This window comes from Shouchella phoenicis, assembly GCF_047238345.1.
GTDB lineage: Bacteria > Bacillota > Bacilli > Bacillales > Bacillaceae_D > Shouchella.
In genome coordinates this window covers 1,092,610-1,108,546 of sequence record NZ_JBDFMQ010000001.1, presented here as the reverse complement: position 1 = coordinate 1,108,546, position 15,937 = coordinate 1,092,610, and the positions used below count along the sequence as shown (strand labels likewise).

At 40.5% G+C, this 15,937-nt stretch carries 17 protein-coding genes; 5 read left to right on the top strand and 12 right to left on the bottom strand.

Going from position 1 to position 15,937, the window contains the following annotated elements:
• Nucleotides 1-62 precede the first annotated feature (62 nt).
• From ABC361_RS06055 to ABC361_RS06040, 4 genes are all read right to left on the bottom strand, one after another.
• On the bottom strand, nucleotides 63-1,517 hold the full coding sequence (locus ABC361_RS06055) for a SulP family inorganic anion transporter (RefSeq protein ID WP_413073166.1): 1,455 nt from the start codon (nucleotides 1,515-1,517) through the stop codon (nucleotides 63-65).
• Between the two features lie 204 nt (nucleotides 1,518-1,721).
• Complete coding sequence (locus ABC361_RS06050; RefSeq protein ID WP_413073165.1) at nucleotides 1,722-2,126, bottom strand: hypothetical protein; 405 nt, start codon at nucleotides 2,124-2,126, stop codon at nucleotides 1,722-1,724.
• Between the two features lie 90 nt (nucleotides 2,127-2,216).
• Nucleotides 2,217-2,630: an NUDIX hydrolase gene (locus ABC361_RS06045; protein WP_413075728.1), complete on the bottom strand. Its 414-nt coding sequence runs from the start codon at nucleotides 2,628-2,630 to the stop codon at nucleotides 2,217-2,219.
• Between the two features lie 122 nt (nucleotides 2,631-2,752).
• On the bottom strand, nucleotides 2,753-3,511 hold the full coding sequence (locus ABC361_RS06040; RefSeq protein WP_413073164.1) for a TrmB family transcriptional regulator: 759 nt from the start codon (nucleotides 3,509-3,511) through the stop codon (nucleotides 2,753-2,755).
• Nucleotides 3,512-3,636: 125 nt separating this feature from the next.
• Between ABC361_RS06040 and ABC361_RS06035 the strand changes: the two genes are divergently transcribed.
• Nucleotides 3,637-4,815 (top strand): MFS transporter, encoded by a 1,179-nt coding sequence (locus ABC361_RS06035; RefSeq protein WP_413073163.1) that lies wholly within the window; start codon nucleotides 3,637-3,639, stop codon nucleotides 4,813-4,815.
• A gap of 32 nt (nucleotides 4,816-4,847) precedes the next feature.
• On the opposite strand, the gene ABC361_RS06030 is transcribed toward ABC361_RS06035, so the two are convergent.
• Nucleotides 4,848-6,131 carry an MFS transporter gene (locus ABC361_RS06030; RefSeq protein WP_413073162.1) on the bottom strand — a complete coding sequence of 428 codons (1,284 nt, stop codon included), beginning with the start codon at nucleotides 6,129-6,131 and terminating at the stop codon, nucleotides 4,848-4,850.
• A 154-nt stretch (nucleotides 6,132-6,285) separates the two neighbouring features.
• On the opposite strand from ABC361_RS06030, the gene ABC361_RS06025 reads away from it, so the two are divergent.
• Both ABC361_RS06025 and ABC361_RS06020 read left to right on the top strand, forming a co-directional pair.
• The gene (locus ABC361_RS06025; RefSeq protein ID WP_413073161.1) at nucleotides 6,286-7,581 is read left to right on the top strand and encodes a helix-turn-helix domain-containing protein; all 1,296 of its coding nucleotides are present in this window, start codon (nucleotides 6,286-6,288) and stop codon (nucleotides 7,579-7,581) included.
• Nucleotides 7,582-7,682: 101 nt separating this feature from the next.
• Nucleotides 7,683-8,114, top strand: coding sequence for a helix-turn-helix domain-containing protein (locus ABC361_RS06020; protein ID WP_413073160.1), 432 nt, complete (start codon nucleotides 7,683-7,685; stop codon nucleotides 8,112-8,114).
• 23 nt (nucleotides 8,115-8,137) lie between these two features.
• Here the strand turns inward: ABC361_RS06020 and pdxT are convergent, their stop codons facing one another.
• Both pdxT and pdxS read right to left on the bottom strand, forming a co-directional pair.
• Nucleotides 8,138-8,725, bottom strand: coding sequence for a pyridoxal 5'-phosphate synthase glutaminase subunit PdxT (pdxT, locus tag ABC361_RS06015; RefSeq protein ID WP_413073159.1), 588 nt, complete (start codon nucleotides 8,723-8,725; stop codon nucleotides 8,138-8,140).
• A gap of 6 nt (nucleotides 8,726-8,731) precedes the next feature.
• Nucleotides 8,732-9,619: a pyridoxal 5'-phosphate synthase lyase subunit PdxS gene (gene pdxS, locus ABC361_RS06010; RefSeq protein ID WP_413073158.1), complete on the bottom strand. Its 888-nt coding sequence runs from the start codon at nucleotides 9,617-9,619 to the stop codon at nucleotides 8,732-8,734.
• A gap of 123 nt (nucleotides 9,620-9,742) precedes the next feature.
• On the opposite strand from pdxS, the gene pdxR reads away from it, so the two are divergent.
• A complete protein-coding gene (gene pdxR / locus ABC361_RS06005; protein ID WP_413073157.1) occupies nucleotides 9,743-11,149 on the top strand; it encodes a MocR-like pyridoxine biosynthesis transcription factor PdxR in 1,407 nt (468 codons plus the stop codon).
• An 80-nt stretch (nucleotides 11,150-11,229) separates the two neighbouring features.
• On the opposite strand, the gene ABC361_RS06000 is transcribed toward pdxR, so the two are convergent.
• Both ABC361_RS06000 and ABC361_RS05995 read right to left on the bottom strand, forming a co-directional pair.
• Complete coding sequence (locus ABC361_RS06000) at nucleotides 11,230-11,796, bottom strand: NADPH-dependent FMN reductase (RefSeq protein WP_413073156.1); 567 nt, start codon at nucleotides 11,794-11,796, stop codon at nucleotides 11,230-11,232.
• Complete coding sequence (locus ABC361_RS05995; RefSeq protein ID WP_413073155.1) at nucleotides 11,793-12,851, bottom strand: LLM class flavin-dependent oxidoreductase; 1,059 nt, start codon at nucleotides 12,849-12,851, stop codon at nucleotides 11,793-11,795. Before ABC361_RS05995 ends, ABC361_RS06000 begins: the two co-directional genes overlap by 4 nt.
• Nucleotides 12,852-12,983: 132 nt before the next feature.
• Here ABC361_RS05995 and ABC361_RS05990 point away from each other — a divergent pair, with 132 nt between their 5' ends.
• Entirely contained in the window at nucleotides 12,984-13,334 is a 351-nt protein-coding gene (locus ABC361_RS05990; RefSeq protein ID WP_413073154.1) for a winged helix-turn-helix transcriptional regulator, read from the top strand.
• A gap of 91 nt (nucleotides 13,335-13,425) precedes the next feature.
• Here the strand turns inward: ABC361_RS05990 and aroD are convergent, their stop codons facing one another.
• The 3 genes from aroD to ABC361_RS05975 form a co-directional block, all read right to left on the bottom strand.
• Complete coding sequence (gene aroD, locus ABC361_RS05985) at nucleotides 13,426-14,190, bottom strand: type I 3-dehydroquinate dehydratase (RefSeq protein WP_413073153.1); 765 nt, start codon at nucleotides 14,188-14,190, stop codon at nucleotides 13,426-13,428.
• Nucleotides 14,191-14,230: 40 nt separating this feature from the next.
• Nucleotides 14,231-14,971, bottom strand: coding sequence for an IclR family transcriptional regulator (locus ABC361_RS05980; RefSeq protein WP_413073152.1), 741 nt, complete (start codon nucleotides 14,969-14,971; stop codon nucleotides 14,231-14,233).
• A 123-nt stretch (nucleotides 14,972-15,094) separates the two neighbouring features.
• Entirely contained in the window at nucleotides 15,095-15,928 is an 834-nt protein-coding gene (locus ABC361_RS05975; protein WP_413073151.1) for a sugar phosphate isomerase/epimerase family protein, read from the bottom strand.
• Between the last annotated feature and the right edge of the window lie 9 nt (nucleotides 15,929-15,937).

Here is a 15,937-nt window from a genome sequence, read left to right as displayed (position 1 = left end):
CGTAACCATAACCAAAGTTAAAATGTGAAAGCGAGAATGTCTGTTGACATTCCCGCTCCTGTTTAATGGTTGGATGCTTTTGGTAGTTGGCTAACTGAATCAAGTAGCTGACTGCTTTCTTTGTTGACCCCTACAATTTGTACATCTACTTTATTCGTTACGAATTTCGCTTCTACTCGATCTAACACCCCAACAGCAGAATCGTCCCAGACATGTGAGTGCGATAAATCAAACACAACACGATCCAGCTTTTCCTCTGTATCAATTTTTGCTAAGAAGTCTGTTACTGATGCAAAAAACAACGGGCCGACAATGGTATATGTCCGTTTATTTTCTGCCTTGTCGAAGTGCGAATCAACATGAATTTTCGATAGTTTTGCTGCAAAGAACACCATACTTAGCAATACACCTGCAAGGACACCATAAGCCAGATTATGTGTCAGTAAAACGATTGCAACCGTCACAACTAACACAATGGCGTCCGTCCGCGGTAAGCGGTGTAACGTCCGAACTGATTGCCAATCAAATGTACTGATTGATACCATGATCATGACGCCAGCTAAGGCAGCCATCGGAATTTGGACAACGACATTTCCGAGTACTAAAATAAGAAACATTAAGAATAAGCCCGCAACGAGTGTTGATAGTCGACCTCTTCCTCCTGATTTTACATTAATTACCGATTGCCCAATCATAGCACAGCCTGCCATTCCGCCAAAAAAACCAGTAACAATATTGGCAATTCCTTGTCCACGACTCTCCCGATCTTTATTACTCTTCGTATCCGTCATATCATCAACAATATTTGCTGTCAAAAGGGATTCTAGTAAGCCGACAATCGCAAGTGCCAATGCATAAGGCAAGATAATCCATAACGTTTCAAGATTAAACGGAATGTTTGGCAGCGCAAATACTGGTAACGTCTGACTTAATTCACCCATATCCCCTACGTTCCTTACACCGATATTCATTGTCAGTACAATTGCCGTCACAACAATAATTGCAACTAACGTCGAAGGAATCGCTTTTGTCACATAGGGAAAAAGATAGATGATGGCAAGTGTTAGCGCAACAAGTGCGTACATGATCCACGTTTCTCCAACAAAATGTTCAATCTGTGTCAAAAAGATTAAAATGGCTAATGAATTAACAAATCCTGTCATGACTGTACGTGGTACAAACTTCATATACCGAGCAAGCTTAAAGACCCCAAAAAGAATCTGAATAATTCCTGTTAAAATCGTTGCCGCAAGTAAATATTGCAACCCGTGATTTGCCACAAGCGTCACCATAACCAGCGCCATTGCTCCTGTTGCTGCGGAAATCATTCCGGGACATCCACCAACAAAAGCAATCACAATCGCTATACAAAATGAAGCATACAGACCAACCATAGGGTCTACACCAGCAATAATTGAAAACGCAATTGCTTCTGGAATTAAAGCAAGTGCAACAACAATCCCCGCCAGAACATCTCCTCGAATGTTTCCAAACCACTGTTCTTTTACTGTTTCCATTCTTTACCCTCTCTCTTATTAATCAAAAGTGATGACCCCCGAGTCTCACGAAAGTCACTCTTTTTTTAAAGGAGAGTTCGCTCAATAAAATCCTCTACTAGGTTAAAGGAATTTCCTAATGATTACAACAAGTATTTTTCGCCTCCAATCGACTTAACTAAAAAAAGACAGAAGGATTTCTCACCTTCTGTCTATATACTCTTGTTAACCCTGAGGCGGCCGATACCAGCGATTCAGCTGTTCTTGCATTCTCTTCATCTCACTATGGACACGATTTAGTTCGCCTTGCATTTGCCTCATTTGCGTATACAAATACATGGAGTATTCTTGCTGATTATCAACTGGACCACGTACACCTCCAGTTTCTGTTACTTCTGCTGAGAAGAAAGTAGCAGCCGTTTCTGCTTCTGACTCCACATCCGTTGATGCTTCTCGTTGTCGTGAAATATCACGGGCAATCGTCACGCCGATAAATCCAAGCGCAGACGAAATGGTGCTTAAGATGGTACCAAGGTAAATCATATCTTCAGAGAATTCTAGCAAATCCTCTAAATATTGTTGATGGGGATCTTGGTGTTTGTTTTTTCCTGTCCCCTTATTTTTTGGCATGACACACCCCTCCCATTAAGAGTGTTGTATCACTATCCTATGTATCAATTTGAAAAAAATTGCTTAGGATGTCTAGTTATTCTGTTCCTTTTAACGATACACACCTACTCTGCCATCGATAAAATCTTGAAGACAGTCTTGGTGCTGTTGATTAAACAGACTAGGGACTTCATTTGGGTGCATGTACTTGAGTGCCAATGTTTCTTCTCCATCTGCATTCAACTCTCCACCAATAGGATGTCCCTTAAAAAAGTGTAAAACCGTTTGTGCTTGATCACCATTTGGATAGACATCAAAATACTTGGAATACACACCAACAAGATGGTCAATTGACACTTCTATTCCTGTTTCTTCAAACACTTCCCTTTTCGCACATGCTTCGACCGATTCCCCTAGCTCTAGTGCTCCTCCCGGAAACCCCCATTGGTTGCGATCTCCTCTTTTTTGTAACAAGATAAGCCCTTCCGAATTTACAACACATACTCCCGCAAAGTTTAGAATGATTTGTTCCGTTCCTACTTTTTTTCAAATGGTCTGAATGTAGTCCATGAATTCCGCTCCTCTCAACTCGTCCCTTCTTCCGCAGGCGTCACCGCCAATTTTAACTGTTCATTTAATTCATTTCATTAATACTTCAGCTTCAACAACATGTCTCTTACTTCATCATCGTTCATGATTAAATCATGGTGACGCTGTGTGATTTTTGTTAAGACCACATCATGATAGAAGAACTCTGTAAAAAATGTAACAAGAGGTTTCGAATGTGTTCGAATGGCTTGCCATCCATGCTCCTCAATGCCAGCAAAGATCATTTCTTTTTCATCAACAATTAAAATTCGACTTCGTTCCAACGTATCATGACCTTGAGTTGGAATAAGAACGGACGTTTCAGGAATGCTCGTCTTAATTTCACCAATGGCATGTAAATGAATGTGTTTCCCTTTTTGATGCAGCTCCTCAAGTAATGGAAGGAACGACGTCATTTCATCGGCCCAAAGCGAAAGATGGATGGACTTCCTTGCACCGACCATTAACTCTTTCATAATCGATTTGATCGATTGATTGTCACGCATTGTCCATACCCGATCATCGACTTCCATCTCTTCAACTTCAATTTTCTTTAGCTCTTCAATATTCGCTTCAAAGTTTGACGTGAGTTTTTCGACTAACGCCTCCATCGGTAATGCTGTATACTGACGTTTTTTTTCTATAAACGATTCCAGTACAATTCCTTTTTCAATTAATTTTGTAATGACTTCATATACTTTTGAACGGGGTACACCAGAACGTTTAACAATCGCCGTCGCATCTAACGGCTGATTAATCGTGATTAGCGATGTATACACTTGGCTCTCGTATTGGGTAAATCCAAATTGTTGTAGCACATGATCCACCTTTCTCTCAATATCCTTCCTTTAGGATAGACCAACTCCCGTAAAAATTTCCACTTGTAGCTTTATTTTATTTTATGTTACTCTTCTAGTGGTAACAAAATAAAAAGAGGTGTTTTATGGATAAACGAGTTTACTTATTAACCATCGTCTCTTTTGTCGTTGGTCTTGTTGAACTTATCTTAGGTGGTATTTTGCACTTAGTTGCAGCCGATTTAAACGTAACATTAGGACAAGTCGGCATGTTGATTTCAATTTTTTCTTTTGTATTTGCATTGTCTGGTCCGATTCTATTGTCAGTGACAGCAAAAGTCGAACGGAAAAAGTTAACCTTACTTACACTGGTTGTCTTCTTTTTCGCGAATGTTCTTGCTGTCTTCAGTCCAGGCTATGCGGTTTTATTAATCGCTCGTATCATTTCTGCGATGAGTGCCGCACTGTTAATTTCACTCTGTGTGACAATCGCATCAAATATTGTGAGTGAACCTTATCGTGCTCGTGCGATTGGGATTGTCTTTATGGGTGTAAGTGCTTCTCTTGTTCTGGGTGTGCCTGTTGGTTTAATGCTCGGTAACGCCTTTGGTTGGCGTGCACCATTCGTCCTTATCGTTCTATTAACGGGTCTGTCTATTTTATTCGTTTCTATCTTTATGGAAAGAATTGCACCAAAACCAGGGATATCTTTACTACAGCAATTAAAGTCATTAAGAAACATTAAGATTGTCTTGATTCAAATGACATCGTTCTTATTCCTTGCAGGGCACTTAACGTTGTATGCGTATTTAACGCCTTTCCTCCAATCGACAATGGGGATTGAAGGAAATTGGATTAGCGTCATGTATTTAATTTTCGGCGTTGCCGCCATAATTGGTGGGGGGGTTGGTGGACTCCTTTCTGATCGCTTCGGTCCGAAAAAAACCATCATCGGGGTCATATCTGTATTTGTCGTCTCCATTTTCGCCATACCGTTCACCACTTCATTCATGCCACTCTTTATCGTTGTTATGATGATTTGGAGCTTGCTCAGCTGGGCTATTACACCAGCCATGCAAAGCTATTTAATTGCGTCAGCTCCTGAAACATCTGACATTCAACAGAGTCTTAATAACTCTGCTTTACACTTCGGTATTGCGTTTGGTTCCATGGTTGGCGGCGTTGTGATTGAACGGAGTACGGTTGAAATGAATGCGCTCGTTGGTAGTTTACTAGCGCTACTCGCTCTTATTGTCGTAGCCCTTTCGATGAAAAAATCACTGCAGCCAAAAGAAGAGATTTCTCCATTAAAAAAAGCCAATTGATCATCAATTGGCTTTTTGTCTATTCTGTCATTTCACGCCGGTTTCTCTATCATGTCTGCTTTCTTCAGACTTAATTCAGGATGAGCCGTAACCATCACTTTTTTTCGTAGTAGGTAGAGGGAAGCAACTAATAACAATAGACTTGATGGCAAAAGTGTTCCAATTGGGCCAATGAACTCATAAATAAATCCGTAGATTACAAGGCTTAGCGGCATCAAAGCGGAAGCACCGGTTTCTAAAATGCCAAATACTCTGCCTTTATATTGATCGCTCACCCGCTTTTGTAGCAGAACGCCGATCGGTGTATTCACATAAGTGAGAGAAAATCCAATTAGCATCATCACAACGCCGTAAAAACCGACGATCGCATTATACGGAAAAACCACCATTACAGGCACTGTGAAAAGTGTCATTAAAACCGATATTCCGAACAAACCGTGCTTAACATTCATTAAGGGAAACATCACATCTTTTTTGAGTGAAAAATACAACCCGCCGAGCAGCGCACCTCCAGCAAAAATGCCTTCAATGATACCAAAATGATGCGCTTCAACTTGTAGGATTTCAACAATGATAAATGGCATGCCGACAATAAGCGCACCCATAAACACATTCACAACTAACGCCATTCCAATAATCGTACGGATTACAGGCTGCTGCTGGATAAATGAGATACCAGCCTTCATCCCTTGCCACATTGTTTCTTCTTTCTCTTCTTCTGTTCGTTCAACTCCATATAATTTAAAATTCATTGTTGCTTCCACACAAACCGCCATACTAAACGCAGTGATAAAAATGATTAAAAATGTTTCAATTGGTGCAAATGCGAATAACATCCCGCCAATGATTGGGCCACCAATTGTTGAAAACGAGACCACCATTTGATTGATCGCCGTTGCTTTTTGAATGCGCGTTTCATCAACTAAGCGTGTAATAGAAGAAGTAAACGCAACGCCTGTAACCATTTGTGAGATCGTCAGCAATGTTGTTGTCACATAAATAGCGAGAACCGATAAGCCGCTATTTGCGGTGTACACTAGTAAGCCAGACACAATGAAAAGAGAAACAATTTGCGATGAAAGCACAACCACTTTTTTTGGAAATCGATCGGCTACATAGCCAGCAAGAGGAGCTAGAAGCGTTCTCGGTAAAATGTTGCAGATCATATTAATCGCAAAATTCATCGCAGATCCGGTCATCGTTAAGATAAACAAACTCATAGCAAACGCATAAATACTATTACCAAAAGATGAAATAAACTTACTTACAGCAAATGTCCATAAATGATACGTTGCTCGCCTTACTCTTACATCCATTTCAAACACCTCAACATTTGTTTAATTTAATTAAACTTATTATAGACAGAGTTATCGGACAATGACAACCCTAAAGTTTAATTTTATTAAACTTTTATTTTTTCGTACATTCTCTTATAATAAACATAAGACATATAAAGAAAGGCGAGACGGTATGAGTACACTAGGAGAACGAATTCGCCAATTGCGCAAACAACGCGGAAAAACCCTCGCTGAAGTAGCTAAAGGCCGATTAACAAAGGGTATGTTAAGTTTAATTGAAAATAATAAGGCTCAACCTTCCGTGGAAAGCCTCACCCATATTGCTGAATCTCTTGGCACAGACATGCAATCCCTGTTAGCAGATGTGAACGTGATTACCCAAGATGAGCTTAGACAATTAGCCGAACAATTAAAAGCATTATTAAAAGAATACCGATATGAAGATCTTTCCCCTTTACTTACACCTTTTGCGGGCATGACCTTACCGAAAACCTATGAAGCAGCGCGCTTCGTCCGAGATTTAGGAGAGGCACACTATTTTCTTAGTCAATCATTCCAACGTACGGAGACATCCATATTACTAAGTAAAAAAGAGAATAATACGACTGAAGATCATGAAAACTGGCGCAGTTATTTTGAAAATGCTGAAGAAAGGTTTACACAACTTTCCTTTCTTGACGAAGCTGCCAACACAGCCCTTGACTATATTCAATACCTCACGTATGAGTTAGAGTACGAAGAGGCACTTGCTTTATTTAATGAAAAACAAGCGACTTACTCAGAACAACTAAAAGACCTTGATCCCTTCACCTTAGCAAAATGGAATTTTCAAGAAGTGGCATTGCTTATGATAACGGGACAAAAACAAATCGGGTCCGCTCGTTTAAAAAAAGCACTTTCCTTTGCCATTGAGAAACGACAATTTTACAAAGTGGATGAATATTACCGTTTTGCCATACATTTTGCGATGATCGATAAAAATGAACAAGACGTGGCGCACTATTTACACAAACATCAACTTCTAAGCGAGTTGCTAGAAGATCATTACTTAAAAAGTGTTCATGCTATTAATAAAGCAGAAGTAGCCATTTGGTTCGAAAATGACCCCGCTAAAGCGATTGACGTCATTAATGAAAGCGAAATGTATGTGTCAAAAGATAGTCCTGTAATGATTTTATTTCACTATATTCGAGGACAAGCTTTATATGAGTTAAATCGTTTTAAAGAAGCACTTACGTATTTGCCCTCTATGGAAGATATTTCTTTTCGCGTTCATGCACCAGATTTGTCAATGATCACAACAACAAACGCTTATAAAGCGCTATGCTATAAACATTTAGGTGATGAGAAGAAAGCGAAATTGTACGTGCAAACAGCGAAGGAAAGCATTCTGTCACAACCTTATGCGATTGACTACCACAAAACCTTTATTTTGCAGGCGTATGCAGACATTTTCAAGGAAACGTAAACTGGGAACATCGAACTTGTTAACGACTAGTTGCTTTTTGTAACCAGTCGTTTCTTTCTTCTTACATTCAACAAGATTATCCTTAGAGAGAGGTGACCGATATGACAACACTTGGTGAAAAAATGAAACAACTGCGGCAACAGCAGCAAATGTCGCAAGAGGAGCTAGCGCAACAACTACATGTCACGAGACAGGCTGTTTGGAAATGGGAACACAATCAATCAATGCCAGACCTTGATAATCTTGTCCGACTGAGCGAACTATTTGATGTGACAACAGATTATTTGTTAAAAGATGAACCGATACCTGCTGTCGTAGAACCAGTCGATTACGTGAGCCAAACAAACAATGAAAGAAGCAAATTGTTTGATCCTGGTTTCTATATTGGATTATTGTTCATCCTTATTGGCATCTTCTTTTTTGATGGCAGTGCCTCGGCTGGTTTCATTATGATTGGACTTGTTCTTATGTTCTTTATTGATGAAGGGATGCAATTCGTTCGCTCAAGCATCTCTTCCAAAAGTAAGCGATAAAAAAGAAGCCTAGCTTGATACGACTAGGCTTCCAACTCGGCATATTCTTCTACCATTTGGATAAACAACTGATGCATGCTTGGGTCGTCCGTTAGTTCCGGGTGAAACGAGCAGGCAAGAAACGGTCCTTGCCGTACAGCCACGATTTCATCATCGTACACACTAACAACGTCAACCTCTTCTCCCACTTCTTGCACAAGCGGGGCGCGAATAAATATGGCTTCCACATATTCTGGGATGCCCATCACAGACAAATGCGCTTCAAAACTTTCTCTTTGTCTGCCGAATGCATTTCGTTCCACGACCATATTCATAAACCCAAGGTGGCCTTCTTTTTTGTCCGTTAAAGCGCCTGCCATAAGAATCATACCCGCACACGTTCCAAAAACAGGTTTCCCTGCTTGGCCAAATGCTTTTAACGGTTCAAAGAAATGATATTTATCAATGAGGCGGCGCATCGTCGTTGACTCACCGCCTGGGATAATCAAGCCATCAATCGCATCAAGCTGATCCGTTCGCTTTATTGTAAGTCCTTTTGCTCCGTTGTCTTCAATCATCTTAATATGCTCACTGACCGCTCCTTGAAGAGCAAGTACACCAATCGTCACCATCTTTTATTACCAGCCTCGGTCCTGCATACGCTCTTCTGGTGCAATTGTGGAAATGTCTAATCCTTTCATCGCTGTACCCAAATTCTTTGAAAGTTTGGCGATAAGTTCGTAATCTTTGTAATGCGTGGTTGCTTCCACGATTGCACGGGCAAATTTTTCTGGTGATTCGGATTTAAAGATGCCTGATCCAACAAACACACCATCTGCACCAAGCTCCATCATTAATGCTGCATCAGCAGGTGTTGCTACGCCACCAGCGGCAAAGTTAACGACCGGGAAATTCCCTGCTTCTTTGATTTGCAATAAGATTTCGTAAGGAGCGCCAATATTTTTCGCTTCTGTCATAAGCTCGTCCGTTGACATATGAATCACTTGCTTCACTTGTGCTTGCATTTTACGCATATGGCGAACGGCCTCTACAATGTTCCCTGTGCCAGGCTCACCTTTTGTACGAATCATAGATGCTCCTTCACCAATTCGGCGCGCCGCTTCACCTAAGTCACGAGCTCCACATACAAACGGTACCGTGAAATCACGTTTGTTTAAGTGATACACTTCATCTGCTGGTGTTAACACTTCACTCTCATCAATATAATCCACACCCATTGCTTCAAGAACACGTGCTTCCACAATGTGGCCAATTCTTGCTTTTGCCATAACAGGAATGGAGACAGCTTTCAAAACATCCTCTGTAATCGTTGGGTCTGCCATTCGCGCTACGCCACCGGCCGCACGAATATCTGAAGGCACGCGCTCAAGCGCCATAACAGCTACTGCTCCTGCTTCTTCTGCAATTTTAGCTTGCTCTGCATTCACAACGTCCATAATGACGCCACCTTTTTGCATTTGCGCCATTCCTTGCTTCACTCGGTCCGTTCCTAACATTCTTTCCATCTTCGCCACTCCTTTTTGATTGCATTTTTCAGATTTATTTCATAGTATAAAAAGAAACTGACTGTATTGTAAGTGTCAGTTTTCACAAAAATAATGGGTTCAGAATAAAAAAGGATTGGTGTTATGGATTTATTATGGGTTCACTTAGATCGAGAGGCACAGTCCCCTCTCTATGAACAACTTTACACGCATTTAAAAAATGACATTATCGCTGGACGTATTTCTTTTGGCACGAAACTTCCCTCAAAGCGCAAGCTAGCAGATTTTTTAAAAGTCAGTCAAAATACAGTAGAAGCGACATACAACCAGCTCGTTGCAGAAGGTTATGTGGAAGTGTTACCGAGAAAAGGGTTCTTTGTTCAAGCTTATGAACAGCTTGATTACGTGCCAACCACATCTCAACTATCGACTAAAAATCAAGAAAAAAAACCAGACATTCGCTTTAATTTTCACCCTACCCATATAGATACAAGTCACTTCCCGTTTGAGAAGTGGCGCAAATATGTTAGACAAGTGGTCGATGAAAGCAATCAAGAGTTGTTGCTCTTAGGTCATTCCATGGGGGATGAAGCATTTCGAAAAGAAATTGCCCATTATCTGTATCACTCTCGTGGCGTTCATTGTACGTGGGAACAAATCGTTGTTGGAGCAGGTATGGAAACGTTGCTACAGCAGCTGTTTCTTCTTTTAGGAAAAGACAGCATTTATGGGATTGAAGATCCAGGCTATCAACTCATGCGAAAGTTGCTACATCACCATCCCCATGATTATTACCCGTTTCAAGTTGATGACGAAGGAGTTGACGTTCAAGCCATTACTCAATCACCTGTAAATGTGATGTATACAACGCCCTCTCATCATTTTCCGTACGGGGCAGTTTTATCCGTTAACCGTCGACAACAATTATTAAAATGGGCAGAGGCTCAACCAGAACGGTTTATCATTGAAGATGATTACGATAGTGAATTTCGCTATACTGGAAAAACCATTCCATCCTTACAAAGTATGGATCAACACCACAAAGTCATTTATGTAGGCAGTTTTTCAAAATCGTTAATGCCGTCTGCACGACTAAGCTTCATGGTATTGCCGAAAACACTTGTCCCTCGTTTTCACGACATGTTTTCCTTTTATCATTCAACTGTTTCCCGTATTGATCAACATGTGCTTACCTCTTTTATGCGATCGGGTGATTTTGAAAAGCATGTCAATCGGATGCGAAAAATTTATCGCCGAAAGCGCGACATCGTCTTACCGTTAATGAGACCATTTGAAAATCAATTGCGGATTATTGGGGAACGCTCTGGCTTACACATTGTAGTAGTCGTTAAAAACGGGATGAGTGAGGAAGAACTTGTGAAAGCTGCTGCAAAGGCTCAAACAAAAGTATATCCCCTTTCCCAATATGCTATTGAAAACAATCCTCAGGACTATCCCCGTATCGTTCTAGGTTTTGCAAGTATCCCTGAAGAACAATTAGAACAGGCTGTCCGAACGGTTCTCCAAGCATGGGGATATGAGGAAAAATGACCCTATCTAAAAAAGCAAATCGGCAACCGCTAAGCAGTTGCCGATGTATCGTTTTCTATGCGAAAGAAGCAAGCTCCTCTTTAAAATCCATACGCGTCCTCAGCTTCTTCTCGTATCGCTTTAAACGTCTTTGTTAAAAGATGAGTATCTTCCACTAATCGCCCAACGCGAAAGAGCACATCGTCATTAACAATTTTTTTCTGATGAAAATCTTTTTCTTCCGCGAAGACAAATGTCTGCACGAGCTGAGCTTTCATGTAGTTTAATATAGGCTTTAGCTGCTGTTCAGCAACAAGATAATGCTTTGGACTCCCTGCCGTCACAACGATACTTACTACCTTATTTTCAAACGCGTTCACTGGTAGAAGATCAAATACATTCTTTAATGTCCCCGGAATTGATGCTTGAAAAATAGGTGTACCAATTATAAGCGCATCTGCATCCATGATTGTTTGTGCGACATAACCCGTATCGCCCGCGTACTCAAAAAATTGTCGACCATCGCTAAATTGTACATCTTGTTCCGCAAGATCGATCACGGTTACGTTCGTCTGTTCATCATAATCATTAATTTGCTTCACAACTTCATTCATCATCATTTTTGTTTTTGAACCAACAATGGAGCCAGATAAGACGACTACGTTCACTTTACATCCTCCTTCGTATATTTTCGAATCGCTGGAAGAATTTCTGTAGCGATTAATTCTATATTTTTCTTTAACTCATCAAACGGCACACCGCCAAAGTCTAATTGCGCAATGTAACGCTGATGCCCAAATAGCTCGTATTGATAAAGTATTTTCTCAATGATTTGCTGTGGGCTCCCGACATTTAACACATCACGTACGTCTTCCCCTTGCGCAAATGCTCGTTTTGAGAAACCAGATCCATTTGTTAATTTAATCCCTTCGTTTACACAAGGGTAATACGCTTGTTGCGCCGCTTGCGTTGTGTCAGCCGCATAGAAGAGCCCTGCCGTTGCAATCGGAAAATCAGCTGGGTCATATCCACTTTCTGTTAGCGCTCCTCGGTAGGCATCGATGGACCGTTTAAACGCTTCCGTCGGCCCTGCCAAATGAGCTAAGAACATTGGCACGCCAGCTATTCCAGCTTTTATTGCACTTGCTGGTGTTCCTCCTACCGCACGCCAAATCGGCATATGCCCTTCCACTGGTCGAGGGAGTACTTCTGCATCTCTTAAAGGGGCACGAAACTCACCTGACCAATTTACACGCTCCTCTTCATTTATTTTTCTTAGCAAATCAAATTTTTCTTCAAATAATTCCTCATAATTTCGTAAATCATATCCAAGTAATTCATATAATCCAACACGAGAGGCACGTCCCGCAATGATTTCTGCACGACCATTAGAAATTAAATCAATCGTTGAAAAGTCTTCATAGACGCGAACAGGGTCTGACGTACTAATAATGGTAGAGGAACTCCCAATCTTAATGTTCTTGGTCGCTTGTGCAATAGCAGATAAAACAACCGCATGTGCTTGAGTGGCAAAGAATGGTTGGTGGCTTTCTCCAACACTAAAAAAATCTAGACCGGCTTCATCTGCCAGCTTCGCAAATTCGATAATTTCGTGGACACGTTCCTGCGCCGAAATTCGTTTTCCTGTATGTGGATTAGGAAGGTGGTCTCCTAATGTATAAATTCCAAATTCTAACCCATTTTCTTTCTTCATTCGATTCATCCGAATCCCTCCTAAAAACCTTTAAGTCACAATCATTGTATCTTCTTATATTTTGCCTTATGATGAACACATTTAATAGTACGTACCTTAAAGATAGATGGTATACAAAAGTATACTAAAGGAGTGAAGATTATGAAGATCGTACCCGATCAATGCCAAGTAAGTCAGGCATTGGATATTATCGTCGGCAAGTGGAAACTACTTATTTTACTGCACTTGTTAGCGAATGGTACGACTCGTTTTGGTGAATTCCAACGCGCCATCCCTAGTATTACCCCTAAAGTCTTGACGCAACAATTAAGGGAACTAGAGGAAGAGGAAATTATTGAACGCCACATATACCCGCAAATCCCACCAAAAGTGGAATACACGATAAGCACTTATGGCAAAACGTTAGAACCTATTTTAAATGCGATGCATACGTGGGGTCAAAATCACTTGGATCATAAACAATCAAAGCATGAAGGTTTAGCGGGTAGATAAACGAGCTCTAGACATAATAAAAGAATCTTTATGACCGCTCTTTCATTCGCCATAAAGATTCTTTTTTGTTTTCACCTGTTACAAACTCGCTTTATTGTTGACTAGCCTCAATAACATTCAGTACTTTTTCTACCTCAGCAATTTCAATTTGACCTGGTGCAGATGCAGACTGACCAACTGCAAAACTTACAGCTGATCCGAAGGCACCACCCATTAATCGTGAAAGTGCTCCTTTTGGCCCCATGGACATTGTAATAATAGGAATTGTTAATGTACGATTCGCTTCTTCTGTTACCTGTGCAACTGTTAAGACATCTTCGAGAGATTGTGGCATTAATGCAATTTTGCCTACATCAGCGCCTTCTTTTTGCGCTTGTTCCAAAATAGACAAAAGCTCTTTTTTCTTCGGTGTTTCTTTAAAGTTATGAAAGGACATCACAGTTTGGACCTGTTTTTCTTTTGCTAGCTTTATGATGCTCTGTTTCGCTTCAGCAGGACAACTTAATTCAACATCAACTGCATCGACGACATCCGCTTTTAGTATTTCCATATACAAATCTGTTACTTCTGCTTCTGTTAAAGAGATGGTCTCCCCGCCTTCACGTATGGAGCGTCTGGTGAACAAAATGGGTATGCCATCAGCGTGTTCTTTTATCCATTTCCCTATTTCAATCACTTCATTTGTCTGATCCAACTGCTCAAAAAAGTCAACCCGCCACTCAATCAACCCTGGTTTCTTTTGAACAATGGCTCGAAGTTCCTCTTTAAGCGCATGACTTGTTCTTCCTACAAGAGGTGTGCAAACCATTGGACGTTCAATCTCATTTACTTTCATTTTCTTAATCACTGTTCTCATACACGTCACCCGCTTTTACCAATTATTGAAAACGCTTACGCTAATGAAGCTTTTTTTCACCGTTCACTTGTCTAAGTGCATTCGTTAGGATTTGTTGATAATCAGAAAGTTTTTCGTCAGAAAATCGCTGCATAAGACCTGATAATGAAATACAGTGAGTCACACTACCATCTTCATTAAATACAGCAGCAGCAATTGCTGCTAATCCAAGTTCTCGTTCTTCTCTACTAACCGCTATTCCTGTCTTTCTAATTTGCTCCAATTCTTTGATTCGCTCTTCTAAAATAGAAGGATCAAGCTCCGCCAGGACTTTATCTTGTATATGCTCGGGCTGGTAAGCAAGTAGTAACTTTCCACCTGCTCCACTAGAAATGGGCAACATTTCACCAATTCGTACCGCATGACGAAGTGGCTGGTATCCTTCAAATTGATGAATACATATTCGCTTTCCTTGATCAAGTGTATACAAGTTCACCGTTTCGAGTGTCTCATCACGAAGTTTTTCCATTAGCTTTGACACCCTATCTTTAAGTGGATACGAATCTTTTGCAATCTGCCCTAAAGATATGAGTTTGACTCCAAGCTTATATTTTCCTGTTTGTTCATCTCGATGGATTAAACGTTCCGTTTCTAAACTCGACAACAACCGTGTCGTCGTTGATTTTGCCAAATCAATTTGATTGGCAATTTGAGTTAACGAAAGTTCTTGTTGCTGAACTGAAAAACAATCAAGTATGGATAATGCTCGTCGAACGGTTCGCAATGAATCACGTTTTTCCATTACTAGTCGTACCACCTTTTTAACTTCAGCTAATTAAACCATGTCGCTAAAAAGAGTGTACCATACCCAGTTCGTCATACGAATGTTCTTTCACAACACTTCATTAAAACACTAGTATACAAGTTAAGTCGTTAAGGGATTCTTTTTACACTGTTCAACAAATGCTCTCGCTGATTCTAGACACTGCTTTATATAACCGTAAGTTCCTAACTCTTTCGTTCGCTGTAAATGAGGCATTTCTAAAGAAAATACGATATCATCTGGTAGATAACTGATCATTTCTGTTAATGGCAATCCTCCTTCACCAATGTAAAGCCTTTCCTCGCGTAAAATTCTTGTCATTTCTGCCTGATCTTGAGGAATTTGTCCTTGTGCATCACATAAATGAAAATAATTTAACCATTCTTTTGGAATTGATTGAATTTCCTCTGGTCGATCGTGTGCTCGATGAAAATGGTGAGCGTCAATCATTAGACCTGCATTTGGTTTATTAACATCTTCCAATACGTGTACCGCACCTTTTAATGTTTTTACTGACGCAATTGGAACGGACTCTAAATTAATTGTTAAGCCGTACGGTTTTGCGACGTCGCATAGTTTAGCGAATTTTTCACGACCACGTTCTGTATGATCGGTCCAGATACTGCTAAGTACGTGCTTTGCTCCTAATTCTGCTGCAACCTCAAAAGCTGGTTCGTACATTGTTGGATTAATCTCATCATTAATACGAGCTAATTCAATATCAAACACCTTTAACCCAGTAGTTTCTAATGCCTGCTTTGTTTCTTTAAACATAGCCTTGTTGTTTGCTAAATCGTAATTCGGTTCGTTTGGAAGTCCCATATAAATAGGACGTATGCTTACAAAATCATAACCAGCTTGTGCCGCTAAATAAGTCAGTTCTGGTGGCGCACACTCTAATGCTGTCAAATGAGCTAATGAAAATTGATGTTTCATTGTTACTCC